This is a genomic window from Salmonella sp. 32120201201600049SM (assembly GCF_017572835.1).
In the GTDB taxonomy this organism is placed as follows: Bacteria; Pseudomonadota; Gammaproteobacteria; order Enterobacterales; family Enterobacteriaceae; genus Salmonella; species Salmonella enterica.
Window position 1 is genome coordinate 1 of the sequence record NZ_JAGESA010000010.1, and the last position, 24,791, is coordinate 24,791.

At 52.5% G+C, this 24,791-nt stretch carries 22 protein-coding genes; 6 read left to right on the plus strand and 16 right to left on the minus strand.

Annotated features, from left to right (window positions below; translation table 11 throughout):
- Positions 1–291: 291 nt before the first annotated feature.
- Both ybiJ and J4650_RS17615 read right to left on the minus strand, forming a co-directional pair.
- A complete protein-coding gene (ybiJ, locus tag J4650_RS17610; RefSeq protein WP_000849089.1) occupies positions 292–552 on the minus strand; it encodes a DUF1471 family protein YbiJ in 261 nt (86 codons plus the stop codon).
- Between the two features lie 284 nt (positions 553–836).
- Positions 837–1,103: a DksA/TraR family C4-type zinc finger protein gene (locus J4650_RS17615; RefSeq protein ID WP_000146332.1), complete on the minus strand. Its 267-nt coding sequence runs from the start codon at positions 1,101–1,103 to the stop codon at positions 837–839.
- Positions 1,104–1,307: 204 nt separating this feature from the next.
- Here J4650_RS17615 and rlmF point away from each other — a divergent pair, with 204 nt between their 5' ends.
- Complete coding sequence (gene rlmF, locus J4650_RS17620) at positions 1,308–2,234, plus strand: 23S rRNA (adenine(1618)-N(6))-methyltransferase RlmF (RefSeq protein WP_001275962.1); 927 nt, start codon at positions 1,308–1,310, stop codon at positions 2,232–2,234.
- Here the strand turns inward: rlmF and ybiO are convergent.
- The 6 genes from ybiO to rhtA form a co-directional block, all read right to left on the minus strand.
- Positions 2,231–4,450, minus strand: coding sequence for a mechanosensitive channel protein (gene ybiO, locus J4650_RS17625; protein ID WP_023993603.1), 2,220 nt, complete (start codon positions 4,448–4,450; stop codon positions 2,231–2,233). The genes rlmF and ybiO overlap by 4 nt on opposite strands.
- A gap of 118 nt (positions 4,451–4,568) precedes the next feature.
- Entirely contained in the window at positions 4,569–5,291 is a 723-nt protein-coding gene (gene glnQ, locus J4650_RS17630; protein ID WP_000569093.1) for a glutamine ABC transporter ATP-binding protein GlnQ, read from the minus strand.
- Entirely contained in the window at positions 5,288–5,947 is a 660-nt protein-coding gene (gene glnP, locus J4650_RS17635) for a glutamine ABC transporter permease GlnP (protein ID WP_001159076.1), read from the minus strand. The genes glnQ and glnP overlap by 4 nt, the downstream gene beginning before the upstream one ends.
- Before the next feature lie 145 nt (positions 5,948–6,092).
- Entirely contained in the window at positions 6,093–6,839 is a 747-nt protein-coding gene (glnH, locus tag J4650_RS17640) for a glutamine ABC transporter substrate-binding protein GlnH (protein WP_000838671.1), read from the minus strand.
- A 476-nt stretch (positions 6,840–7,315) separates the two neighbouring features.
- Positions 7,316–7,819: a DNA starvation/stationary phase protection protein Dps gene (dps, locus tag J4650_RS17645; protein ID WP_000100805.1), complete on the minus strand. Its 504-nt coding sequence runs from the start codon at positions 7,817–7,819 to the stop codon at positions 7,316–7,318.
- A 302-nt stretch (positions 7,820–8,121) separates the two neighbouring features.
- Entirely contained in the window at positions 8,122–9,009 is an 888-nt protein-coding gene (rhtA, locus tag J4650_RS17650) for a threonine/homoserine exporter RhtA (RefSeq protein ID WP_001119554.1), read from the minus strand.
- 353 nt (positions 9,010–9,362) lie between these two features.
- Here rhtA and ompX point away from each other — a divergent pair, with 353 nt between their 5' ends.
- Positions 9,363–9,878, plus strand: coding sequence for an outer membrane protein OmpX (gene ompX, locus J4650_RS17655; protein WP_000716763.1), 516 nt, complete (start codon positions 9,363–9,365; stop codon positions 9,876–9,878).
- Positions 9,879–9,940: 62 nt separating this feature from the next.
- On the opposite strand, the gene J4650_RS17660 is transcribed toward ompX, so the two are convergent.
- Entirely contained in the window at positions 9,941–11,521 is a 1,581-nt protein-coding gene (locus tag J4650_RS17660; protein ID WP_023993604.1) for a phosphoethanolamine transferase, read from the minus strand.
- A 264-nt stretch (positions 11,522–11,785) separates the two neighbouring features.
- Positions 11,786–11,914 carry a manganase accumulation protein MntS gene (gene mntS, locus J4650_RS17665; RefSeq protein WP_058799727.1) on the minus strand — a complete coding sequence of 43 codons (129 nt, stop codon included), beginning with the start codon at positions 11,912–11,914 and terminating at the stop codon, positions 11,786–11,788.
- 185 nt (positions 11,915–12,099) lie between these two features.
- Between mntS and mntR the strand changes: the two genes are divergently transcribed.
- Both mntR and J4650_RS17675 read left to right on the plus strand, forming a co-directional pair.
- The gene (gene mntR, locus J4650_RS17670) at positions 12,100–12,573 is read left to right on the plus strand and encodes a manganese-binding transcriptional regulator MntR (protein ID WP_000533542.1); all 474 of its coding nucleotides are present in this window, start codon (positions 12,100–12,102) and stop codon (positions 12,571–12,573) included.
- Entirely contained in the window at positions 12,570–13,682 is a 1,113-nt protein-coding gene (locus J4650_RS17675) for an anion transporter (protein WP_023993606.1), read from the plus strand. Before mntR ends, J4650_RS17675 begins: the two co-directional genes overlap by 4 nt.
- 43 nt (positions 13,683–13,725) lie before the next feature.
- On the opposite strand, the gene ldtB is transcribed toward J4650_RS17675, so the two are convergent.
- The gene (ldtB, locus tag J4650_RS17680; protein ID WP_001056404.1) at positions 13,726–14,646 is read right to left on the minus strand and encodes a L,D-transpeptidase; all 921 of its coding nucleotides are present in this window, start codon (positions 14,644–14,646) and stop codon (positions 13,726–13,728) included.
- Positions 14,647–14,864: 218 nt separating this feature from the next.
- Between ldtB and J4650_RS17685 the strand changes: the two genes are divergently transcribed.
- Positions 14,865–16,460: an ABC-F family ATPase gene (locus J4650_RS17685; RefSeq protein ID WP_000961480.1), complete on the plus strand. Its 1,596-nt coding sequence runs from the start codon at positions 14,865–14,867 to the stop codon at positions 16,458–16,460.
- Positions 16,461–16,581: 121 nt separating this feature from the next.
- Here the strand turns inward: J4650_RS17685 and J4650_RS17690 are convergent, their stop codons facing one another.
- On the minus strand, positions 16,582–17,847 hold the full coding sequence (locus tag J4650_RS17690; protein ID WP_023993607.1) for a DUF1479 domain-containing protein: 1,266 nt from the start codon (positions 17,845–17,847) through the stop codon (positions 16,582–16,584).
- A gap of 261 nt (positions 17,848–18,108) precedes the next feature.
- Here J4650_RS17690 and J4650_RS17695 point away from each other — a divergent pair, with 261 nt between their 5' ends.
- The gene (locus J4650_RS17695; protein WP_000217910.1) at positions 18,109–18,918 is read left to right on the plus strand and encodes a Cof-type HAD-IIB family hydrolase; all 810 of its coding nucleotides are present in this window, start codon (positions 18,109–18,111) and stop codon (positions 18,916–18,918) included.
- 77 nt (positions 18,919–18,995) lie between these two features.
- Here the strand turns inward: J4650_RS17695 and J4650_RS17700 are convergent, their stop codons facing one another.
- The 4 genes from J4650_RS17700 to moeA form a co-directional block, all read right to left on the minus strand.
- Positions 18,996–21,428 carry a glycyl radical protein gene (locus J4650_RS17700; RefSeq protein WP_023993608.1) on the minus strand — a complete coding sequence of 811 codons (2,433 nt, stop codon included), beginning with the start codon at positions 21,426–21,428 and terminating at the stop codon, positions 18,996–18,998.
- A 5-nt stretch (positions 21,429–21,433) separates the two neighbouring features.
- Positions 21,434–22,333, minus strand: coding sequence for a glycyl-radical enzyme activating protein (locus tag J4650_RS17705; RefSeq protein ID WP_000576947.1), 900 nt, complete (start codon positions 22,331–22,333; stop codon positions 21,434–21,436).
- Positions 22,334–22,610: 277 nt separating this feature from the next.
- Positions 22,611–23,360 carry a molybdopterin-synthase adenylyltransferase MoeB gene (moeB, locus tag J4650_RS17710; protein WP_000829278.1) on the minus strand — a complete coding sequence of 250 codons (750 nt, stop codon included), beginning with the start codon at positions 23,358–23,360 and terminating at the stop codon, positions 22,611–22,613.
- Positions 23,360–24,595 carry a molybdopterin molybdotransferase MoeA gene (gene moeA / locus J4650_RS17715; RefSeq protein WP_023993609.1) on the minus strand — a complete coding sequence of 412 codons (1,236 nt, stop codon included), beginning with the start codon at positions 24,593–24,595 and terminating at the stop codon, positions 23,360–23,362. The genes moeB and moeA overlap by 1 nt, the downstream gene beginning before the upstream one ends.
- Positions 24,596–24,791: the final 196 nt, after the last annotated feature.

Sequence of the window (24,791 nt, forward strand, 5' to 3'; positions counted from 1 at the left end):
TCGACCTGCTCAACGACGGCTATTTTAAAGGATAGAGGATAATCGCGTTGGGTGCGTTTGAACTCAGTCATCATCACGTTCTCCGGATTTAAGTCTGGAACGTGTCAACGCTATTCAGGACGGGTCAAGCGAATAAAAAAAGCCCGTCCAGTGGCGGACGGGCAAATAAGGGTAACAAACAGGGTTAATGAGGGTTGGAGCAGTGGGTCTGTTGGCAAACAGACGAGGGTAATACCCGTCAGAATTCAAACAACAGCGATGTTACAGCCTGAAATCTGGCGGGCAGGTAAATTATTTATAAATCACCGCAGTGCCGCTCATTTTGTCATTACCTACGGCGGAGGTGATGTTATAAGCGCTTGCGCCAGCAGCGGCGGCTTTTTCAGCCAGTTTAGCTTCCAGGCCATCCAGCGTGGTGGCGCCATCGGCAGACACTACGCCGATTTTATGCAGGTTTTGCGTCTGAGACGCGCTAACCGGTTCTGCGGCAAAAGCGCCAAAAGAAAGGGTGGAAAGCGCGATGGCTGCAACAGCATATTTAATGGTTTTCATGATTAATCTCTCGCAGGTTATTCTGTTTATGGGACGATGTTCCGTCGATGTGATGAGTATCACGGTTTTTTGCGAAAGATAAAATCGAATAGAATTGACGGCCTTGCTCAAAATTTTTGAATGACAAATAACCTATTGATTATTAATTAATTCAACGGTGGAATTTACCGTTCTTGTCATCTGGCTTTACAGAGTCGAGGTTAACGGCACATTCTGCGACGCAGAACGCTAAAAAGCATGAGCGTAAAGGAATGGATGATACTGGCGGTTTCGGTAAAGAAAAGTCAGCGTAACTGGCTGTCTTTTGAACCTCTGCGATTATATCCTGAAAATGTTGCGTTATGTAAATCTTTCTCCTGCTGGCAGGATATGCATAACCGAACGCCCGGTACGGCTTTACGCCGCGCTTCAGGGATAGGGTCGCCGCACGATTCGCATTCATCGCGACTTTCGCCGTGAGGAAGTTCGCCGCGAGCGCGGGCAACAGCATCTTCAATAGTATTGTTGATTTGTTCATTCACTGCGTCGTCATTTGCCCAGCCGGATGCCATCACGCTCTCCTGATTTTAGGGTACCTGAGGTTAAGTGTAGCGCCGTCAGGTGAAAAAATCGCATCGCGCGATCTTTTCAGACCATGAGCAGAGCCAATGTCATTCAGATATCCGATAAAACGAGCGAGGCAGGGAATTCGCGGTGGTATATTTACCCCGTGGCGTTATACGGGTATCTTACGCCGCTGCTAAAAGGAGAATGCCATGTCCGCCCAGAAACCGGGGTTACACCCGCGCAACCGCCACCAACACCGTTATGATCTCGCCGCACTGTGTCAGACCACGCCGGAATTGACGTCCTTTCTTATCCGCACGCCCGCCGGTGAACAGAGCGTTGATTTTGCTAATCCGCAAGCGGTAAAAGCGCTCAATAAGGCGTTGCTGGCGCATTTTTATGCCGTTACACACTGGGACATTCCGCCAGGGTTTTTATGTCCGCCGGTGCCTGGTCGTGCGGATTATATCCATCATCTGGCGGATCTGCTTGGCGAAACGACAGGGAGTATTCCGGCGCAGGCAACTATTCTGGACGTGGGCGTGGGCGCCAATTGTATTTATCCGCTTATCGGCGTCCATGAATATGGCTGGCGATTTACCGGTAGTGAAGTCAGCGACGCAGCGATGTCCAGCGCGCAGGCTATCATTCAGGCTAATACGGGGTTAAGCCGCGCCATTCGTCTGCGTCGGCAAAAAGATCCGGCGGCCATTTTTACCGGTATCATTCATAAAAATGAATTTTATGACGCAACGCTTTGTAACCCGCCTTTTCACGACTCCGCCGCCGCAGCCCGCGCAGGCAGCGAGCGTAAGCGCCGCAATTTGGGGCAGAATAAAGATGATGCGCTGAACTTTGGCGGTCAACAGCAGGAGCTATGGTGCGAAGGCGGCGAAGTCGCCTTTATTAAAAAAATGATTGCTGAAAGCCAATCCTTCCGCCGTCAGGTGTTGTGGTTTACGACGTTGGTGTCGCGCGGCGAGAATTTACCGCCGCTTTACCGGGCGTTGACGGAGGCTGGCGCGGTGAAAGTGGTGAAAAAAGAGATGGCCCAGGGGCAAAAGCAAAGCCGCTTTATTGCCTGGACCTTTATGGATGACGACCAGCGTCGCCGTTTTATCACCCGTAAACGCTAAATCGTCGGTTCGCGCGGCGGCAGCGAATCAGGCGACGGGCCGCCGACGGGGGCGGGCAGAACCTGATACGTTTGCACCGGCGCGCGCACATTAGCCAGATCAAAATGCTTTTTCACCTGGCTATCAAGGGCAAAACGCACCGTCCACTGCTTGAGCGGTAGCGTGGTGAACGACACGCGTAAAGTAAACGCCGTGTTCGTTAAACCGACAATACCGGCGAACGTGGGTTCGCCGATAATCAGCCCGCGAATATCCTCCGTCTCCATCAGCGCCGTTACCGCGTCTTTCAGCGCCTGATTCGCTTTATCCGCATCCTCATGGCGATCCACGTCATAGTTGGCGACAACAGAGCCGATACCGCGCACAAAGTTGGCGAAAGTGGTGATCGAGGACCACGGGATAATATGGTATGCCCCGGTATCCTGCCGCACGCCGACGGAACGAATCGACATTCTTTCGACCGTCCCCGTCAGCGGGCCTATGGTGACTAAGTCGCCGGTATTCATCCCGTTTTCAAACTGAATAAAGACGCCGGTGATAATATCTTTCACCAGGGTTTGCGAACCGAAAGAGATAGCCAGACCTAACGCGCCCGCGCCAGCCAGCAATGGCGCGATATTGACGCCGATTTCCGATAACACGATCATGATGGTTATGGTACTGATAATCACTGCCAGCGCATTGCGGAACAGCGTCAGCAGCGTGCGCGTGCGGGCGCTGGGTAGCGGGCGGCCATGAATATCGGAGGCCAGACGATTCTCAATCAGACTGGCGAGGATCGTCCATCCCACGGCGGAGAAGAATAAGATTAACGCGATACGGATAAGGATATCGACCATCTTTTCCCCCGCGCCATAATGTAGCCAGTGCCAGAAATCGAATAGCCCCCAGGCGTTGAGCAACAGCATAACGGCGACGCAGACGGTCAAAAAGCGTGCGACTTTTAGCGCCGAGGAGAGCCAGCCGTTAAGCCGCTTTTGTAATTCCGGGTAATTGCGCTGCGTATGGGGCGACAGGGTGATGGTTTTCGCTATCCAGCGGGTAAACATACCGGAGATAAACGCCGCGATGCCAATAATCGCCAGACTGCGCACGGTCGCGCCCATCATAAACTTCAGGCTATTGCCTGGGTCGAATAACGAGAAGAAAAACAGCACGATAAAGTAAGCGCTGGCCAGCCAGTGCCACACCAGCGCAAAGGCGCGGATAAACAGGCTAAAAAAGGCTAATGATCGTTCCGCCAGACTTAATAAATGTTGCGTAATCTCCGCTTTGTTTTTAAAGATCAGGTACAGCGCCCAGATGGTGATGCAGAGCATGATCGCCACGTTCGCCATCGCGCCAACCTGAACATTCACCTGGTTGGAAATAATCGGAACGGCAACAATCAGCCCGTAGCCAATCAAACTGCTAAGGGAACTCATACGGCGATTCCAGTAACGCGCTGTCGCATCCTGAATCGCGAATGGGCGTAATTCCGGTACATTAGGGCAAAAAATAAGCCGCAGAATCGCTTTAAAGAACTCTATCAGCGCGAAGGCATTCAGGAACAGGCTTTGCTGAAAAGCGATAGTTCGACTTCCCGCATGGAAATTATCACTGAGCATCTGACCGATAAATAAGGTGAGCGCCAGTAGCAGCAGGTCGATAATAAACGCGCCGACGATCATCGCCGGGAGCTGTAACCAGTTGCTGCGTTCACGGTTTTTCTTGCGCGCCCACAGGCCCATTTTTCGATATAACGGCAGGGCGCAAAGCCGTATCACGCTATAAAAACCAAATACCGCGACGGCCAGAAATAAAAAGTGGGTTAACGCGTTGGTGAAGGTTTGCGAGTTAAACGGTTTGTGCGGCGCATCGGTGATGTTGCGATAAAGCTGGGCGAAACGGGTAGCGAAAGCATCGCCGTACTGACGGGTAACGGTGGTGACGTTCTCCAGTACCGTTTTCTCATCTTTGGCCGCAGGCGGCGCAAGCGCTGGCGCCGGCTCGGTCGGCGTGGTTGAGGCTTCGCGGAGTTGCGCTATCAATTCGTTACGTGAAGCCTCGTTCTCCAGTACGTCAGCCAGGGCCGCATAGGCCGCTTTTTTTTGTTCAGGACTGGGCTCTGGCGCTGCTTGCTGGCTGGTTGATGTCCCCGTGGTCACGCCGGGTATGGCGACCGCATGGGCAGGCGCGCCCAGTAGACAAAAAAGGATGAACAGGGTCCACCGCATGACTCCTCCAGTGAGAAAAGAGACGCAAAACACTAAGTATAGATGGCGCAGGGGAGGGAAAATGAAATGGGACTATTCCATGATGCCCTTCCTGCCGCAGGGCAGGAAGGGCGATATCTCAGGAGACGTGCTGTAAAAATTCCTGTAAACGTGGGCTTGGCGGGTTTTCGATCAACGCCTGCGGACTGCCATCTTCGGCAATACGGCCTTTATCGATGAAAATCAGCCGTGAGGCGACTTTTTCGGCAAAGCCGATTTCGTGAGTCACAATGACCATGGTCATGCCTTCTTCCGCCAGATCCTGCATGACTTTCAGCACTTCATGGCGCAGTTCAGGGTCCAGAGCGGAGGTTGGCTCGTCAAAGAGCATCATTTTCGGCTTCACTGCCAGCGCTCGGGCAATGGCGACGCGCTGTTGTTGACCGCCGGAAAGCTCGGAGGGGTAGTGGTGCGCCCGTTCCGCCAGTCCAACTTTCGCTAACAGAGCTTTCGCCTGTTTTTCCGCTTCTTCTTTCTTTACGCCGCGCACGCGCAGAGGACCGAACATCACGTTTTCGAGCGCGGTCAGATGCGGGAACAGATAAAACTGTTGAAACACCATGCCGGCTTCCTGGCGAATCAGCCGTTCGTCTACTTTAGGATCGTTGACTTTCAGACCATCGACAATCAGATCGCCGGAGGTGATCTCTTCCAGTTTATTGATACAGCGTAATAACGTGGATTTACCCGAACCGGAAGGGCCGATAATCACAACCACTTCGCCCTGACGGATGTTTAAATCAATGTTATGTAGCACCTGGGTGGGGCCAAAGTGCTTGGAGACGTTTTTAAATTCAATCACAGGATTTTCATCCTTCTTTCAAGACGACGCAAAATAAAGCTCAGCACCAGCGTAATGATCAAATAGAAGACGGCCACGGCGCTCCAGATTTCCAGGGCGCGAAAGTTACCGGCAATAATTTCCTGGCCCTGACGGGTCAGCTCGGCTACGCCGATAACAATAAACAACGAGGTGTCTTTGATGCTAATGATCCACTGATTGCCCAGCGGCGGCAGCATACGGCGCAGAGCAAGCGGTAAAATAACATGGCGGATGGTTTCCCGGCGAGAAAGGCCCAGCGCCAGACCCGCTTCGCGAAAACCTTTGTGAATGGATAGTACTGCGCCGCGAGTAATTTCCGCGATATAAGCGCCGGAGTTAATCATAATTGTCACGACCGCTGCGCTGAACGGATCAATACGCAAATCATTAAATGCCATCGGCAGGGCAAAGTAGATAAACATGACCTGGACAACGATGGGCGTGCCGCGAATAATTTCAATGAAAACCAGGGCGATGTGGTTGGCGAACCAGCCGCCAAACGTACGGGCAAAACCTGCCGCCAGTCCAATAACCAGGCCGCCAGCCAGACCGAGGACCGAGATCCACAGGGTCATTTTAGCGCCCTCAAGCAAAAGCGGAATGGCGGGCCAGATGGCGCTCCAGTCAAACTGCATATGTCGTTCCTGTTACCGTGGTGTAAATAGTCAAATGCTCTATCCGGCGCGGAAATGGCGTGAAAGTGTCTTATCCGTCACGGAAAAGAGCTGTAGGCCCGGTAAGCGTCCTCACTACCGGGCCACAAGCCAACATCAGGTCGTTTTATTTAGGTTCTGTACCGAACCATTTTTTGTAGATTTCGTTATAGGTGCCATTCTCACGCAGCGTTTTCAGCGCGCCGTTGACTTTCTCGCGCAGTTCATCGCTGCCTTTCGGGAAGGCAACTCCGTATTGCTGTGCTTCCAGCGATTCGCCTACCGCCTTGAACTGGCCGTTGCCTGCGGTTTTGATAAAGTACAGGATGTTCGGCGTATCGTGCAGAACGGCGTCTGCGCGGTTGGTGCCTAATTCCATGTACGCGTTATCAATGTTCGGGAACTGACGCAGGTCTTTGGTTTTGATATTCGCTTTCGCGTAATCCACCGACCCGGTTCCGCTCTTCACGGCCACGACTTTGCCATCGAGGTCTTTAACGCTTTTAATGTCGTTATTGTTGGCTTTCACCATCACGAGCAGACCGCTTTTGTAATAGCCATCGGAAAAGTCGATCGCTTTTTTACGTTCGTCCGTAATCGTAATACCCGCCAGCGCCAGATCGATATTTTTGGTTTGTAATGCCGGAATAATGCCGCTGAAATCCATCGGTTTCAGGGTGTAGTCCAGCTTCAGTTCTTTCGCGATAGCGTCCCACAGATCAACATCAAAACCGACGTATTTGTCGCCCTGTTTAAATTCAAACGGAACGAACGCCGTATCGGTTGCCACAACGAGTTTCTTATCCGCGGCGTGCGAAGACACCGCAAAAGCCAGGGTAAGTGCAGCCAGTGAAACTTTTAATAGAGACTTCATAGCATTTCCTTTTCTATCCACGGGGCGATCCCCTGCGAGAACATGTAGCGTAATGAAAAAATCATGCCAATTATGTAACTCATTGTTTTAACAGAAGCGTGAATCATTCCTGTGCACAATAAGTCGGGCAAAACCAGTATGCCGCACCGTTTTGGGGCACTGATTTAGTGCATGAATAACAAAGTAGAGATACAGGGTCTATTTAGCGTAAAAATTGTTGTTAAAACAATCTTTAATTAACGATTGTGTGATGTAATTATTACAAATAATTCACTTTTATCGGAGGGGAGTACAAGACGTGTGCACTATTTAAGTGCAAAACCCCTGTGCCAGGCAGGGGTATAGGGATGACTTATATACCTGTGTACATCAAGTTGCAGGTGCGTTCGCTTCAGTGACCGACGGAAGTCAGGCTTCTGCGGATTCGCTGCGTTTGTACCTTCCTGCAACTCGAAGTAGTCAGGGTAGAGATAGATTTATTCGATGTTGGATTCGATAAACCACAGGAATTTATCGAGGTCGCGTGATGCGGCGGTAAAGATATCGGCAGTGTCTTCATCTTTGGCTTCACCGATAGCTTTGCGAACATCATTAGCGACAACAGCGTAGCGATCGGCCAGTTCTTTTAAGTGATCCTGCACGTTATGGATGTCGAGCGGATAGCTTTTCAGTGGAGTTTTGCTGTTGATAACTTGCGTGGTGCCTAACGCCACACCGCCAAGCTGTACGGCGCGCTCGGCCATAGTATCCAGATGATCGGTCAGTGCGGTACGGAAGCCATCCAGCATCTCATGAACGGCAATAAAGTTAGCACCGCGCATGTTCCAGTGGGCCTGTTTCGTGATCAGCGACAGGTCAATGAACTGGATCACCTGACGATTAAGCAACTCAACCGTCGCTTTTTTATCGCTCTCTGATACATCGTTACGGGTATAAAGCAGATTAGACGCTTTTGTTTTTACCAGTTTAGCGGTACTCATAATCTCATATCCTCTTGATGTTTGTGTCCCAGGTAATTAACGAAAATAAGTATAGCACCGGTTTTTAACTTTGCTTTTTTGAATTTACCTATCACTTTAATAGTACAGACAAGATTTAATATTTATTTTGATTAAAAATCAATTAGTTAGATGGGTTTGCTGTTTGGTGGGTAATAATTCTCATTTTAATGTAAAAAATGAGAAAAAATATGACAAAAAATGACGAAGTAATAGCGCGATAATAAAAGGTGAATAACAAGGTGATATTCTGCATGATTATGCACATCATGCAGAATAAGAAACTATTTTACGTCAACTTGTTTAATTTGCGGTTCGCGTCGAATCGTTAGGGTAGATCCCATTGAGGCGGCAATGATGGCGCACAGGGCCAGGATTTGTATGCCCGTAAGCGTTTCGCCCAGAAAAATCATCCCGGAAACGGCGGCCAGCGCGGGTTCCATGCTCATCAGCGTACCGAAGGTGCGGGTTGGCAGGCGCGTCAGTGCAATCATTTCCAGTGAATAAGGCAGCGCCGTAGAAAGCACAGCGACCGCTAACCCTAAGGGAAGAATCGACCAGTGCCATAGCGCGTCGCCAGCCTGAACTGCGCCAATCGGCACGAAAATGATGGCGGCAATCAGCGAGCCTACCGCCACCGTGGCCGGACCATGTTCCGCGCCTGCTCGCTGGCCGGTAAGAATATAGACAGCCCAACAGGCGCCAGCGCCGAGCGCCAACGCGGCCCCGGTAAGATCGACGTGAGACATATCTTGCCCTAATGGCAGCAGGAACCAGAGCCCAAGCACAGCCAGTACGACCCAAATAAAATCTACCGGCCGCCGGGATGAAAACAGCGCGACCGCCAGAGGACCGGTAAATTCCAGCGCGACCGCAATACCCAACGGCACCGTCTGAATCGACAGATAGAATAGATAGTTCATCCCGCCCAGCGACAGACCATAAAACAGTAAAGGCAGCCGCTGCTCTTTGGCAAAACGCAAACGCCAGGGTTTGAAAAAGGCGATAAGGATAAGCGTTCCCAACGCCAGACGAAGCGCCGTTACGCCCGGCGCGCCGACAAGAGGAAATAACGATTTCGCCAGTGAAGCGCCACTCTGAATAGAGGACATGGCAATGAGCAAAACCAAAATGGGCAACCAGACTGGTAGTTTACGTGTTGACCCCGGCATCCTTTCTCCTGTCAAAAAATGTCAGTACGAGTAAAGGTGGCAGTGTAATGGAAATTCCCCGTGGCGGTTGAGGATTCGTTGAAAAAAAATTTCCAGGATTCCATAAAATGAACTTAAATTGATGGATAAATAGACTGTTAGTTTAGGAATAATCTGGATGAATGTATCGCGTCGCACGCGCATTATTGGTGCAATCAGCCGGAAAAGTGATGTTAATTGAATAAGATAGCGCGATATGGAAACGTTCTGTTACATGAAAGGCGCCCTTAGACACCGTGAATCGCAAAGAGTTTCCCATTAATTTTTGATATATTTAAAACTTAGGACTTACTTGAAGCACATTTGAGGTGGTTATGAAAAAAATTGCATGTCTTTCAGCACTGGCCGCTGTTCTGGCTTTTTCCGCAGGTACTGCAGTAGCTGCTACTTCTACCGTTACCGGTGGTTACGCTCAGAGCGACGCGCAGGGCGTAGCGAATAAAATGAGCGGTTTCAACCTGAAGTATCGTTACGAGCAGGACGACAACCCGCTGGGCGTAATCGGTTCCTTCACCTACACCGAAAAAGATCGTACTAACGGTGCGGGCGATTACAACAAAGGTCAGTACTACGGCATCACTGCCGGCCCGGCTTACCGTCTGAACGATTGGGCGAGCATCTACGGTGTAGTCGGTGTGGGTTACGGTAAATTCCAGACGACCGATTACCCAACCTACAAGCATGACACCAGCGATTATGGCTTCTCCTATGGCGCTGGTCTGCAATTCAACCCGATGGAAAATGTTGCTCTGGACTTCTCTTACGAGCAGAGCCGTATTCGTAGCGTTGACGTTGGCACCTGGATTGCTGGTGTGGGTTACCGCTTCTAATCACGTCGGTGAAAATGAAAAATCCGCCTTTCGGGGCGGATTTTTTTTGCCTGAAACATGCATTATTTTAGTGAAAAAATATCGCTGCCCAGATGGTTATAGTCCACTTTCTGTAATTTGAAATTGGTGATATAAACGGGCCCGGCTTTTTGCTCGGAAATAAATCGATAGCGATTTTTGATCTCTTTAGCGCTAATTCCTGTCCATTGCGAGAAAAAACTCAGGAAATCGTTCGCGGAACGGCGAGCTTTAATGATCCGATGCGCTTTACTGTCGCTGGATAGCACCATAAACGGCACCTGGAAGTTTTGCTGGAATTTGTCGTCATGCGCCAGGTACTGTACCGCTTTGCCGCGCTCTTTAAACGCCAGCCCGTGATCGGAGAAATAGACGAGCGAAAAACTGTCGCCGCTATGACGAAGCTGAGTATAGAGCTGACGGAGCAAATCGTCGGTTTGCGTCATGGTGTATAAATAACAAGACGTCTCTTTCGACTGGACAAACGTCGCGTATTTTCCCTGAGTACGGTCGCAGGCCTGGGGATGCGATCCCATTAAATGCAACACAATCAACTGCGGTTGCGTGCGTTCTGTCGCCAATACCTGCGCCGTCATGGTTAACAGCGCGTCGTCGCGAGTATTTTTATCCGCTTCAAAATCGCCGTTTTTCAGGAAATGCGCTTCATCGGCGCGTTTGGCGATACTGGCGATGGTCGTGTCGTATTCACCGATTTGCCCCTGATTGGAAAACCACCATGTCTGAAAACCGGCGCGGTTAGCCAGCGTGACGAAGTTATCCTGATACTGCGGTTTGTTATCCACCACGCGATTGAGCGTTAAACCGAGCGATTTTTGCGTTGAGCCGCTGGCGGCGATGTAATCCATAAAGAAGTCGCCATTCACATGGCTGGCGAAGGGGGTATTATCCCAGTGGCCGCCGAAAGCGCCCATGGCATCCCGTCGCGCGCTTTCACCTATCACCACGACATAGATGTGATATCTGGGTTTCACCGCAGTAACCGTCCAGCTATCTTTTATGCCGGATAGCTGCGCCATACGGTGCTGCTCTTCAATGACTTCGTTGTTATTGACGATAACGTCTTTAGCGAAGCGAAAAACCGGATAGCCGGTATCAATAACCTTAAAAACGCCGCCCCACGCCAGATTTTGTACCGGCGCGACGAAAAATGCCGCGACGCTGATCAGCAGGCACAGGCTGTCGAGGCTATTCCAGCGCGGCCTGACCTCTTCTTTTCGGCGGCGAAGCGCAATAATACCCAGCGCAAAAATAAAAAGTCCGGTCAGGTAGCTATACCACGGGAAGATGGTCAGGATTTCGCTCGACTCTTCCATATTGGTGGAGTGCAGCGCCAGCAGCGTATTAAAGTTCGGCGCGCCGTAAGCCTGGCCAAAGGGAAAATAGCAAGCAGCTACCAGCGAACAGATGCCGAGCAGCGCTTTTTGTCCGCGGGGCAGGTAGCGCCAGAGCAGCAGCAACAGGCAGGTAAACGCCGCGGTATAAAGCAGGCTAAAGGGGTAGCCGAGCGCGAGGTTAATCAGCAGCGACTGTAAAAAGTAGAGGCCCGCCCACGGGCTTACAGCCCGACGACGGGCGAGAAGTGAATCGATAAGGGTTGAATTCATATGCCACTATTGCAAAAACGCCATGTGCTAACCCTGGCGCGAAGGGTCATTACCTGCCTGATTATGCGTAAAAAAGGTATTGGGTTCGCAACGGCGAGTCGCAAAATATTCAGGGCTGCCAGAAGATAGAGCGTGCGGGTAAGAAGGTCAACCGCCGGAAAGAAAATGTTTTGCGAAGAGAATAGCAAAACCACAAAAAAACAGGGGAAATGGGCGCCATTTCCGTTGAGGATGCAAAATAAAGCGGCGTACCGCACCGCCGCGTTATTTCGTGGAAGGGTTATCCTGTTCCAGTTTGCCGTTGATCATTTCGCACAACATAGAGAGCAGCATTAACCGGACTTTAAAGGGAGAGTGACTGAACACGCGTATACACCTCTTAAATTCGTTCATATAAACCTCCTGATGTTTCTATCCCATCGATCCGTGAGGGATGTCTGCATTACATACAGATATAGCACAGGCTATGTTTTATAGCTATTGCTAAAACGTTAATTTTTTGTGCCCGGACAACTCTGGTTTACAATGAGCGCTCTGTCAGCTGACGCGTTAACGCGTCACAGAAACGAGGAAGCAAAATGGGTCGTCGCGCAGGTACGCCAACAACAAAAAAAGTGACGCAATTGGTGAACGTAGAAGAACACGTTGAAGGATTTCGTCAGGTCAGAGAGGCGCATCGCCGTGAGTTGATAGACGATTACGTTGAGCTGATTTCCGATTTAATTATTGAGGTAGGGGAAGCGCGTCAGGTGGATATGGCGGCTCGGCTCGGCGTCTCCCAGCCAACTGTGGCCAAAATGCTTAAGCGCCTGGCATCGTTAGGATTTATTCAAATGATCCCCTGGCGCGGCGTTTTTCTGACGCCGGAAGGGGAGAAGCTGGCGCAGGAAAGCCGCGAGCGGCACCAAATTGTCGAAAATTTTTTACTGGTGTTAGGCGTAAGTCCGGAGATCGCGCGTCGTGATGCGGAAGGGATGGAACACCATGTCAGCCAGGAGACATTGGATGCCTTTTTGGCCTTCACGCAACAGCATGGAACATCTGCAGAATGAATCTGGCCTTTTTACGGGCGCTGCGGCGTGACCGTTTTTTTCAGTTGTTGATCATTGTGGGGATGGCGCTAAGCCTGTTTGTTCCTTTTGCGCCCCGCGCCTGGCCTGGCGCGATTGACTGGCACACCATTATTACCCTCAGTGGGTTAATGTTGCTCACTAAAGGCGTTGAGCTGAGCGGCTATTTTGATGTGCTGGGACGCAAGATGACGCGCCGATTTCATACCGAGCGGCAACTGGCGATGTTCCTGGTGCTGGCTGCGGCGGCGCTGTCGACCTTTCTGACAAACGATGTCGCGCTGTTTATCGTTGTGCCGCTGACGATAACGTTAAAAAAACTGTGTGCGATTCCGGTCAACCGATTGATTATTTTTGAAGCGTTGGCGGTGAACGCCGGTTCGTTGCTGACGCCTGTCGGTAATCCGCAAAATATTCTGTTGTGGGGACGCTCCGGCTTAAGCTTTGCTGAATTTAGCGGGCAAATGGCGCCGCTTGCCGTCATGATGATGCTGACGTTACTGCTCCTGTGCTGGTTTTGTTTTCCGGGTAGGGCGTTACAGTACCATACCGGTACGCGTTCGCCGCAGTGGCAGCCCCGTCTGGTGTGGAGTTGCCTGGCATTATATGTCGTTTTTCTTACCGCGCTGGAGCTCAGGCAAGAGTTATGGGGACTGGTGTTGGTGGCGGCTGGGTTTATTGTGCTGGCGCGCAGGGTGATAGTCAGCGTGGACTGGACGCTGCTGCTGGTATTTATGGCGATGTTTATTGATGTCCATCTGCTAACGCAATTGCCGGCGTTGCAGGGCGTTTTCAACCAGGTTGGCGCACTGTCTCACCGGGGACTTTGGCTAACCGCTATCGGCCTGTCGCAGGTTATCAGTAATGTACCCAGTACCATTCTCCTGCTGAACTATGTACCGGCCTCGACGCTGCTGGCGTGGGCGGTGAATATCGGCGGGTTTGGTCTGCTGCCGGGGTCGCTGGCAAATCTTATTGCTTTACGGATGGCGAACGATCGCCGCATCTGGTGGCGATTTCATTTCTATTCGCTGCCGATGCTGGCATGGGCGGCGCTGGTGGGATATGGATTATTGCAACTGATGCCGTAAGAGAAGCCCGATAGTGTCTATCGGGCTTCGCAGGCAGAGTCTGTCAGTTCAGACGAACCGGCATCCCGGAACGATCCTGAACCGCCTGTTGTACGACGGTCTGATCAACGTCAGGCTCGTTGGTAACGGCCAGGATACTCTTATTAAGCGTGATCGGCACCGCTTCCTTACCTTCAAACTGCGCCTCCGTCGTTGACAGCGGGTTATGCACCTCAATGTAACGGCTACCGTCCGGCTCGGTGGTGGCTTTTACCGGTTCATCGATAAACTGCACGCGGGTACCGACCGGCACATTTTCAAACAGGAATTTGATATCGTCGTTGCGCAGACGCACGCAGCCGTGGCTCACGCGAAGCCCGATGCCGAAGTTGGCGTTGGTGCCGTGAATAGCATACAGGCGACCGATGTACAGCGCGTACAGGCCCATCGGGTTATCCGGGCCCGCAGGTACGACGGCAGGCAGCGGCTCGCCGGCGGCGCGATATTCAGCGTGCATTTTTGCCGTAGGCGTCCAGGTCGGACCGGCTTTTTTACGTTCAACTTTGGTCGTCCAGTTGATAGGCGTGTCTTTACCTAACTGACCGATCCCAATCGGCAGGACGATAACGGTGTTTGTGCCTTTCGGGTAGTAATAGAGGCGCATTTCCGCGCTATTGATGATAATGCCTTCGTGTACGGTATCCGGCAGGATCAGCTGCTGCGGAATATTCAGCACGGTACCGCCCTTCGGCAGGAAGGTATCCACGCCAGGGTTGGCTTCCAGCATGTTGGAGAGCCCCATCTGGTACTCCGCGGCAAAATACTCCAGCGGCTGGGTATTGCCCTCCGGAACGGTGATGACCTGATTTTGCCCAATTAAACGGCTACCATCGGTAGGCAGCGGGTAAGTGACTGCTGAGGCTGTTTTACAAAAACCAACTACAGCGAAAGCCGCCGCGAAAAGCGTTGTTAATTTCATATTCATGTTATGCGAGATTCTGTGCCAAGCAGGCTAGTAGGTTGAGAATTCTGTCATGTTGGGAGCGCATTATAGGTGCATTCCAGTAAACAGGGAATTCAGATGTGTACGAAATCACGTTTTTTTCCCTTACGATTCAGTGTAGCCCTTTGTACAGGGCGCGATCTTATTTCAGACTTGTGGCATAATAAGCGGTTTGTCACATCTTTTTTCAGGATAAGCCTGTGTTAGTTTCCAGCAACGTTACCATGCAGTTCGGCAGTAAGCCGCTGTTCGAAAACATTTCCGTCAAATTTGGCGGCGGCAACCGTTACGGCCTGATCGGCGCCAACGGTAGCGGAAAGTCCACTTTTATGAAAATCCTCGGCGGCGACCTGGAGCCGACGCTGGGCAATGTTTCCCTCGATCCGAATGAGCGCATCGGTAAGCTGCGTCAGGATCAGTTCGCTTTTGAAACATTCACCGTACTTGATACTGTCATTATGGGGCATGGCGAACTGTGGGAAGTCAAGCAGGAGCGCGACCGTATCTACGCCTTGCCGGAAATGAGCGAAGAAGACGGCTATAAAGTCGCCGATCTGGAAGTAAAATACGGCGAGATGGACGGTTATTCCGCTGAGGCGCGCGCGGGCGAACTGCTGTTGGGGGTGGGCATCCCGCTGGAGCAGCATTACGGTCTGATGAGTGAAGTCGCGCCAGGCTGGAAATTGCGTGTGCTGCTGGCGCAGGCGTTATTCTCTAATCCGGACATCCTGTTGCTCGACGAACCGACCAACAACCTGGATATTGATACTATCCGTTGGCTGGAGCAGGTGCTGAACGAGCGCGATAGCACGATGATCATCATTTCGCACGACCGTCACTTCCTGAATATGGTTTGTACGCATATGGCGGATCTGGATTACGGCGACTTGCGCGTCTATCCGGGTAACTATGATGAGTATATGACGGCGGCGACCCAGGCGCGTGAACGTCTGTTGGCCGATAATGCGAAGAAAAAAGCGCAAATTGCCGAGCTGCAATCTTTTGTTAGCCGTTTTAGCGCCAATGCCTCTAAATCGCGTCAGGCAACGTCGCGCGCGCGGCAGATTGATAAAATCAAGCTGGAAGAGGTGAAAGCCTCCAGCCGTCAGAACCCGTTCATCCGTTTTGAGCAGGATAAAAAACTGTTCCGTAACGCTCTGGAAGTGGAGGCGCTGACGAAAGGTTTTGATAACGGTCCGCTGTTTAAAAATGTCAATTTGCTGCTCGAAGTCGGCGAGAAGCTGGCAGTACTCGGCACCAATGGCGTGGGTAAATCTACGCTGCTGAAGACGCTGGTTGGCGATCTGGACGCCGATCATGGCACCGTTAAATGGTCGGAAAACGCGCGTATTGGTTACTACGCGCAGGACCACGAATATGAATTCGAAAATGACCTGACGGTGTTTGAATGGATGAGTCAGTGGAAGCAGGAAGGCGACGACGAGCAGGCAGTGCGCAGTATTCTGGGCCGCCTGTTATTTAGCCAGGATGATATCAAAAAGCCTGCGAAAGTCCTTTCCGGTGGCGAGAAGGGCCGTATGCTGTTCGGCAAACTGATGATGCAAAAGCCGAATATCCTGATCATGGACGAACCGACTAACCACCTGGATATGGAGTCGATCGAATCGCTGAATATGGCGCTGGAGCTGTATCAGGGCACGCTGATCTTTGTTTCGCACGACCGTGAGTTCGTCAGCTCGCTGGCAACCCGCGTCATTGAAATTACGCCGGAGCGCGTGGTGGACTTCAGCGGCAACTACGACGATTATTTGCGTAGTAAAGGGATTGAAAGCTAAACACTGACGCCCGGTGGCGTTGTGTTTACCGGGCCTACGTATCCTGGCGCGTAGGTCCGGTAAGACGGGTGCGCCCAGACAAAGGGCGCACCGCAGTTAAGCGGGCAGGGCGGTACGACCGTCAAACGTCCATACCTAATGCCCGTTTACCGTGAATATTCAGATCGCGCAGCGTGAAGCGCCCTTCCCAGGTGGTTTCATAGTCCTCGCGCGGGAAATCGCCCGGTGATGCGCCTGTCTCCAGCGCCGCTTTCACCTTACGCGCATAGGCCAGGTTTTTCTCACACATTGGCGCGGCAGGAATGTACATCACATTGCCCCAGCCCTGCTGATTTTCGACGGGGGCGACGGAGTGGATGACATCGCAATGCCACCACACGGAATCCCCGGCTTCCAGCGGCGGAATGCTGGTTAACGCCGCTATCAGTAAAGGATGCCACTGTTCAGAAATCGGCAGCACCCGGCCCGGCGCGACGCCGCATAATTCATCTTCCGGGACATCATCCAGCAGCGGGCGCAGCAGAATATACGCCATCGCCTCCGGGATAGGGACGACATGAAGCAACCCCTGACCGGGCAGCATATCGGAGAGCGCGGTCCAGCCCTGGAAGGTGCGAAATACCGAGCATTTGGTGGTGTTATCCACCGTATACTCTTCAACTTCGGTACGGTGCGCCGCATTCCACGGATCGTACTGCTCAACGTTGCCGTTAAACACGCTGGCGAATACCTGCTGATAGGCTGGTAGCAGCCAGCGCTCCAGCGCGCCGGAGTCGGTATGCGCTCCCAGTCCTTTGGATGTGGTGCCCGGCGGGCGGCGACGGATGCGATCCGGGTAAATGATGCTGATATCCGGATTAAACCATCGCTTGCCGTCGTGCTCTACCTGCCATAGACGGTTGAGGAACGACTGCGCCAGCGCCATCTCTTCACTTTGGCGGGCCTGCATTTGCGCCTGCGACCAGTAGACAGGATAGATTTCAGGCCGGGAGGCGCTCAGCGTACCGAAAAAATTATCCCCCGGTCCTTTATACACCTCGTCAAAATGGTTCTTGTCCAGATAGTCGAGCATCGACTGGTTCCATGCCAGCGCCTGTTCGCGTGGAAAATGACCTTTAATCACCGCGCACCCGCGGCGCTTAACCTCGGCGCGGGTGGCATCGCTAATGTTGCCCATCGCCAGTTCGCTAAAAGGGATAATTGGCCATACCGGCTGTCCCTGCGCCTTCAGATCGTTAATTTCCGCCACCCGGGCTGCTATGGTGGCACTCAAACGGTCGAACACCGCCTGTACGTCGCCGATTTGCGCGCGTAGCGCCTGCTTCATCTGACGAATGGCCGCTTTTGGGTCGGCGGGCAGCGTTTCGTGGGTAAAAGGAGTCGTCATATCAACCTCATCATCTTTCGTTCGAAAGTAAAATTAGTTATATATGATACTTTAAGTTAAAATAAGGTTAATGCAAGTTTAAAATATTGCAGGGGAACACAAAGAGGGAAGCGAGAGGAAAACGTAAGGTGGCCAGGACGCCTTAATGTCTTATGCGGCTATTCCTTTCGTTCAGCTACTTTTCATTCGAAATAAATTTGTGGTTCTGCTCACATTGTTATTAAAATGTTTCTGGTCGCAGTTACAGCCAGGAGCTTAAGTATGACCGTTAACGTTGTCGTTACCGATATGGACGGCACTTTTCTCGACGATGCCAAGCAGTACGATCGTGTACGCTTCATGGCGCAATACCAGGAACTGAAAAAACGTAATATCGAATTTGTGGTCGCCAGCGGTAATCAGTACTACCAGTTGATCTCCTTCTTCCCCGAGCTGAAAGACGAAATTTCCTTTGTCGCAGAAAATGGCGCGCTGGTGTATGAACATGGCAAGCAGTTGTTTCACGGGGAGCTAACCCGGCATGAATCGCGGATTGTGATTGGCGAACTGCTGAAGGATAAGCAGCTTAACTTCGTCGCCTGCGGTCTGAAAAGCGCTTATGTCAGCAAAAACGCTCCCGAGACTTTCGTGGCGCTGATGGCCAAACATTATCACCGCCTGCAGCCGGTAAACGATTATCACGACATTGACGATATCCTGTTTAAGTTCTCCCTGAATTTGCCCGATGAACAAATTCCGCTGGTTATCGACAAACTGCACGTATCTCTGGATGGCATCATGAAGCCCGTCACCAGCGGCTTCGGTTTTATCGACCTGATTATCCCGGGACTGCATAAAGCGAATGGCATCAGTCGTCTGTTAAAGCGCTGGAACAGGTCGCCACAGAATGTCGTCGCCATTGGCGACAGCGGTAATGATGCGGAAATGTTGAAAATGGCGCATTACTCTTTTGCCATGGGCAATGCCGCAGACAATATCAAAGCGCTTTCACGTTATCACACTGATGATAATAACCATCAAGGCGCGCTCAACGTCATTCAGGCCGTGCTTGACGGCACCGATCCCTTCTGATTAACAGGCCTGCGCAGGCCTGTTAAACGTAGCGCCATCAGGCAGTTCGGACATATTGCCGATGGCGCCTGGGCAAATTACAGCATATGTTCGGTACGGGCGATGATATCGTCCTGCGCATCCGGCGACAGCGCGGTGAAGAAGGCGGAGTAGCCTGCCACACGCACGACCAGATCGCGGTACTGGTCCGGATGTTTTTTCGCATCCAACAGCGTTTCGCGTGACACGATGTTGTACTGAATATGCCAGCCTTTATGCACCTCAAAGAACGTCCGTAGCAGAACCATCAGTTTCTGTTTGTCGGATTCGTTTTCCAGCGTCGTTGGGTTCAGTTTCTGATTGAGCAGCACGCCGCCGAGAATGGAACCGGTAGGTAATTTGCCTACGGAACCGATCACCGCCGTCGGGCCGAGATGATCCGTACCCGATGCAGGGCTTGCGCCTTCCGCCAGCGGTGTATGCGCTTTGCGACCATCCGGGGTAGCCATAGTCGCGGCGCCAAACGGCACGTTTGCTGAGATAGAGGACGTACCGGCGTAATAGTTGCCGCCCACAGGGCCACGACCGTAGCGCGGGTTATGGTATTGCTTCAGCTCATCAATATAGGTCTGATAAGCGCGCGCCAGCAGGGTATCGACACTGTCATCGTCGTTACCGTACTTCGGCGCGCCGTTAATCAGACGCTGGCGCAGCTGCTCATGGGTCAGCCCGTCAAAGTCATCGGCCAGCGCGGCGGCAAGCTGCTGTTGACCGATAACGCCCTGTTCGAAGACCAGTTTTTTCACGGCGGCGAGGCTGTTGCCCAGGTTGGCGATACCGACCTGGAGACCGGATACCCAGTCATATTTCGCGCCGCCTTGCTTGATACTCTTCGCGCGTTCAATACAGTCATCTACCAGCGCTGAGCACAGAATATCGTGGACGTTCTCTTCCAGCATGGTGTCGACCACATACTCAATTTCGATCGATTTGCGCGTGTAGTAGCGAATTTGGGTATCCCAGGCGGCCATCACTTCGTCAAAATTGTTAAAGTTGCCTGCGGAGAGCGCCTTTTCCTGCGGCAGAAATACCTTGCCGCTGGTGGCGTCGCGACCGCCTTCCAGCGCCGCCAGCATGACGCGGGCGAAGTTAATAAAGCTCATGCCGGTGCAGCGATAACCCCATTTCCCGCCGACGGCGGTTTCGATACAGCCGATCGCCGCATAATCGTAAGCGTCCTGCGGTTCGATCCCCAACTTGATAAATTCCGGGATGACGATTTCATCATTGTTAAACGCCGGCATCCCAAAGCCGCAGCGGATGACCTGGACGCAGGCGTCAAGGAAATCGTTACTCATTCCGGCGTGATAACGCACACTGAGGTTGGGCTGGGTAGAACGCAGACGTCCACAGGACTCCAGAATGGCGTAAGACAGCGGATTCACTGCGTCCATTGGCTGACCGTTGATGAGATTCTGACCGCCAATGGTGACGTTTTGATACAGCGGGCTGCCTGCGGAAGCTTTAGAGTGCGAACCGGAGCGGATCTTGTTTACTTCCAGCAGTTTCAGCCAGCAGCTGTGCAGCAGTTCAATGGCGTGCTCACGATCCAGCGTCTGGTTTAGTTCGACATCGCGACGATAATAGGGGTAAAGATACTGGTCCATACGACCAAATGACACCGAGTGACCGTTAGACTCAATTTGTAGAATCAGCTGGATGAAGTAGCACAATTGCAGTGCTTGCCAGAAGGTCTGCGGCGGTTGGTGGGCGATCACCTCGCAGTTTTCGGCGATGGTAAGTAGCTCTTTACGACGGCTTTCACGGGACTCTTCGCCCGCCATCTGGCGCGCCAGCGCGGCAAAGCGCGTGATGTGCTGGCTTACCGCGTCCAGCACAATATCAATCGCCTTCAGGAACTGCTCGCCATGCAGATCTTCCAGCACGGTCAGGTTGATGCGTGAGCGGCGCTCGGCGACTTTATCGCGCAGGCCATCAAGCCCTTTTTCCAGCAGCAGCGGGAAGTTCACCGCCAGGTGCGCGTCACCGGAGGTCATATTGCCTTCGGCTTTGATAATGCCAGTCGCCAGAAGCCCTTTTTGTTCATCGGTAAACATGCCGTAGCAGCGATCCTGGACGGTTTGACCGCGCCACCACGGACAAACGTCGTGCAGAATACGCTTGTTTTCTTCACTTACGGAAAAACCTGCGCCGGGTCGGTCCGCCAGGTCGTCGATCTCTTTTTCAATCCACGAGACGGTATATTCCGGGAAAATCGGCGCGGCGCGGACTTCACTTGCCTGGTTGCCGACGATCAGTTCATCGTGTTTTATCCAGATAGTGCGTTCCGCCAGGTGATGGGCCAGCGCCAGCGCACGGCGTACCGGAATCGGTTTATCCAGATGCTGCTGGTACATTTCGGTATAATGCTGCGCGCGCTCGGTACAGATCGGCGGTTTCACGATATGTACCAGCGCGGTTTTGTGCGCCTTAATGCGGTCACTGAGCGTGTCCAGTTTCAGTTGGGTCATGATAATTATCCTCGTAGGGTCGCGGTTAAACCTTTTTGGCAGGCGTACTTCTGGGCAAAATCAAGTAACGCCGGCGCATCCAGTGGTTTATCCGGGGCATGATAGGGTTGACTGAGTAAGTGGTATTTATTGATGCCCAGCGTGTGGTAGGGCAGAAAATGAATTTCCCCGACGTGCAGTTCGTCGGCGGCAAAGTCGGTAATGGCTTTAATGGCCTCCTCATCGGCATTAAATCCCTGAATCAGCGGGACGCGAATCACCATTTTTTTGCCCGCGGCGGCGAGTTTCCTGAGATTTTCCAGCACCCGCGAGGCGCTGCCATCGGTCCACTGCTTAAACGGCCCGTCGGCGACATGTTTCAAATCAGCCAGAAACAGATCGATATAAGGCAGTGAGGGCGCAATGTATTTCCATGGAACATGCAGACAGGTCTCAACCGCAGTATGAATACCGGCGTCATGGCTGGCTTTAAACAGCTCTGCCGCCAGTTCCGGCTGCATAAACGGTTCGCCGCCGGAAAGCGTAAGACCGCCGCCGCTGCGATCGTAAAAAGGTTTATCGCGCAGTACCGTCGCCATGATCTCATCCACGCTTTTTATTTCGCCGCACACGGTTAACGCCTGTGTGGGGCAGCAATGCGCCAGGATGGAAAAATGGGCGTCGGTCAGTTTCTCGCGATGGATGAGCAGGCCGTTTAGCGCGCGCTCAATGACGTCCGGCGCGGCTTGTGCGCACAGGTCGCATCCTTCGAGACACAGCCGCGCGTCGTATAACAGATCCTGAGCGCGGGCGCGGCTTTCCGGGTTCTGGCACCAGCGACAGCCCAACGAACAGCCTTTGAGAAATACTACGGTACGGATACCGGGGCCATCGTGGGTAGAATAGCGCTGAATATTGAAGATCATAAACGGCCTCTCTTATTTCATATAAAGATTAAATTACTTTCGAATGAAAGTTATCTTGATGTGCGTCAACGAATGGAGAGGTTCTGACAAAGAGGCGTTAAATGAGGTACAACATCACGGTTTGAGGTTGTGGTATGGTGTTTAAGATGATGCCGCGCTGCTTGAGCCGATCGTCAGTCGGAGCTTGGGTAAGCTGGCTTTGCGTCTGATGACAGTAATTATCTGTTGATACAGCACGGCCATAAACCGTGCTTCGGTATGTTTATCCGTAAAGTGGCTACTGTCCGCAGACTTCACAGCCGGGGTTGCGTATCAACTTCATTTCGCGGAACTGACAGGTCATCGCATCGTACATGACGATTTTTCCGCTGGCAGGCTGACCGTAATGCGCCAGCAGCTTAATGGCCTCCATTGCCTGTAGCGAACCGATCACGCCAATCAGTGGCGCCATCACCCCTGCCTCTACGCAGGTCAGAGCGTTTTCGCCAAACAGACGGCTCAGGCAGCGGTAACAGGGTTCGTTTTCCCGATACGTAAAGACGGTAACTTGTCCTTCCATACGAATTGCCGCGCCGGAGATTAGCGGCACTTTCGCGGTATAGCACCCGGCGTTAAGTTGATTACGTACGCTAACGTTATCAGTACAGTCCAGTACCAGCGAATGCCCGGCAATCAGGCTGGTCATAGCGTCGTCGTCCAGCCGCGCGTTAACGGGCGTAATGGTAATATGCGGGTTGATTCGCGCCAGCGCGTCGCGGGCGGACTCAACCTTTGGCTGCCCGACCGTGGCGTCGCTGTGCAAGGTTTGACGCTGGAGATTGGAAACGGAAACGGTATCAAAATCGAGTAGCGTCAGTTGCCCGACGCCAGCGCCGGCCAGATACTGCGTTGCCGCGCAGCCGAGTCCGCCCAGCCCGACCACTAATACCCGCGCATCTTTTAACGCTTCCTGCCCTTCAAAATCGAAGCCGCGCAGAATAATTTGTCGGTTATAGCGCAGCATCTCCTGGTCGCTAAGTTCCGCCATTACAGGCCTCCGAACAGAGCATTAAACGGCTCGACTTCCACCCATTCTCCCGGCTCAACATTGCCGCGTTCACGCTCCAGCACAATAAAGCAGTTGCCCAGACTAAACGAGCTGAAAATATGTGAACCCTGGTGTCCGGTGGTCGTGACCTCCAGTTCGCCGTTGGCGCTACGTTGCAGAATGCCGCGCTGGAAATCGAGACGCCCCGGCGTTTTCTTCAGGCGAGATGCTGTGCGTACACGCTGGCGCGGCGGCACTGCGCTTGCCGTGTTGCCGCCAAGCTTCGCCAGTAAGGGCTGAACCAGTTGATAAAAAGTGAGCGCCGCAGAGACTGGATTCCCCGGCAGGCCACAGAACCAGCTATTACTGAGTTTGCCGAAGGCAAACGGTTTGCCTGGCTTGATAGCCAGCTTCCAGAAGGCGATTTCGCCCAGCTCCTCAAGGATGGTTTTGGTATAGTCCGCTTCACCAACCGAGACGCCGCCGGAGCTTATCACTACATCGGCCTGGCTGTCGGCGTCGATAAATGCGGCGCGAAGCTTACCGGGATCGTCAGGAATAATGCCTAAATTGATCACTTCGCAGCCAAGCTGTTGCAGCATCAAATGTATAGTTAGACGGTTAGTGTCATAAATTTGTCCCGCCTCCAGCGGCTGGCCCGGAAGCTGGAGCTCGTCGCCGGTCGAGAACAGCGCTACGCGCACTTTACGTACAACCTGCGCATCGGCAATTCCCAGCGACGCCAGCACTGGCAGTTCGGCAGTAGTCAGGCGCGTACCGGCCGGAAAGACCACCGCATCCTGGCGAATATCCTCGCCGCGGCGGCGGATGTTTTGTCCGCAACGAACATCGGGGGTAAAACGCACGCCGTCATCGGTTTGTTCCGTCTGCTCTTGCATAACTACCGCCTCGCAACCTGTCGGCACCGGGGCGCCGGTCATAATGCGAATGCAGGTGCCCGCAGGCCACTCTCCCTGGTAAGGCTGACCGGCAAATGCTTTGCCGGCGACGGGCAGCGGCTTATCGGCGGACAAATCCGCCATACGTACCGCATAACCATCCATAGCTGAATTATCAAAGCCGGGAACATCGAGGGGAGAAACGATATCGGTCGCCAGGATGCGGCCAAAGCAGTTCACCAGCGGCAACGTTTCTACGGCGGTGAGCGGGGTAATACGTGAAAGCATCTGTGTCAGCGCCGTTTCAAGCGGCATCAATCCGGCGGAAAATTCCATGAACATACTCCTGCGAGGCAAAATCGAATCCGGCTATTATGTCAGAAAACAGTGGCGGGCAGTATGCTACCTCGGTCTTAGAGACGGCCTTGCGCCTTTACATACCTTACGCATCTTTCTATATTCAAAAATCGAATGAATAACTCACAACAATTCTGATAGTTATAGTAAAAGTTGTGTGCCACCGTAATGGACC

Coding starts and splice junctions, on each gene's coding strand:
- rhtA (WP_001119554.1), bottom strand. CDS start 9,009: ATGCCGGGGTCAACACGTAAACTACCAGTCTGGTTGCCCATTTTGGTT.
- J4650_RS17675 (WP_023993606.1), top strand. CDS start 12,570: ATGAATCTGGCCTTTTTACGGGCGCTGCGGCGTGACCGTTTTTTTCAG.
- ybiO (WP_023993603.1), bottom strand. CDS start 4,450: ATGCGGTGGACCCTGTTCATCCTTTTTTGTCTACTGGGCGCGCCTGCC.
- ybiJ (WP_000849089.1), bottom strand. CDS start 552: ATGAAAACCATTAAATATGCTGTTGCAGCCATCGCGCTTTCCACCCTT.
- J4650_RS17695 (WP_000217910.1), top strand. CDS start 18,109: ATGACCGTTAACGTTGTCGTTACCGATATGGACGGCACTTTTCTCGAC.
- ompX (WP_000716763.1), top strand. CDS start 9,363: ATGAAAAAAATTGCATGTCTTTCAGCACTGGCCGCTGTTCTGGCTTTT.
- J4650_RS17700 (WP_023993608.1), bottom strand. CDS start 21,428: ATGACCCAACTGAAACTGGACACGCTCAGTGACCGCATTAAGGCGCAC.
- J4650_RS17660 (WP_023993604.1), bottom strand. CDS start 11,521: ATGAATTCAACCCTTATCGATTCACTTCTCGCCCGTCGTCGGGCTGTA.
- glnP (WP_001159076.1), bottom strand. CDS start 5,947: ATGCAGTTTGACTGGAGCGCCATCTGGCCCGCCATTCCGCTTTTGCTT.
- mntR (WP_000533542.1), top strand. CDS start 12,100: ATGGGTCGTCGCGCAGGTACGCCAACAACAAAAAAAGTGACGCAATTG.
- moeA (WP_023993609.1), bottom strand. CDS start 24,595: ATGGAATTTTCCGCCGGATTGATGCCGCTTGAAACGGCGCTGACACAG.
- J4650_RS17615 (WP_000146332.1), bottom strand. CDS start 1,103: ATGGCATCCGGCTGGGCAAATGACGACGCAGTGAATGAACAAATCAAC.
- glnH (WP_000838671.1), bottom strand. CDS start 6,839: ATGAAGTCTCTATTAAAAGTTTCACTGGCTGCACTTACCCTGGCTTTT.
- dps (WP_000100805.1), bottom strand. CDS start 7,819: ATGAGTACCGCTAAACTGGTAAAAACAAAAGCGTCTAATCTGCTTTAT.
- J4650_RS17705 (WP_000576947.1), bottom strand. CDS start 22,333: ATGATCTTCAATATTCAGCGCTATTCTACCCACGATGGCCCCGGTATC.
- J4650_RS17690 (WP_023993607.1), bottom strand. CDS start 17,847: ATGACGACTCCTTTTACCCACGAAACGCTGCCCGCCGACCCAAAAGCG.
- mntS (WP_058799727.1), bottom strand. CDS start 11,914: ATGAACGAATTTAAGAGGTGTATACGCGTGTTCAGTCACTCTCCCTTT.
- moeB (WP_000829278.1), bottom strand. CDS start 23,360: ATGGCGGAACTTAGCGACCAGGAGATGCTGCGCTATAACCGACAAATT.
- rlmF (WP_001275962.1), top strand. CDS start 1,308: ATGTCCGCCCAGAAACCGGGGTTACACCCGCGCAACCGCCACCAACAC.
- ldtB (WP_001056404.1), bottom strand. CDS start 14,646: ATGAATATGAAATTAACAACGCTTTTCGCGGCGGCTTTCGCTGTAGTT.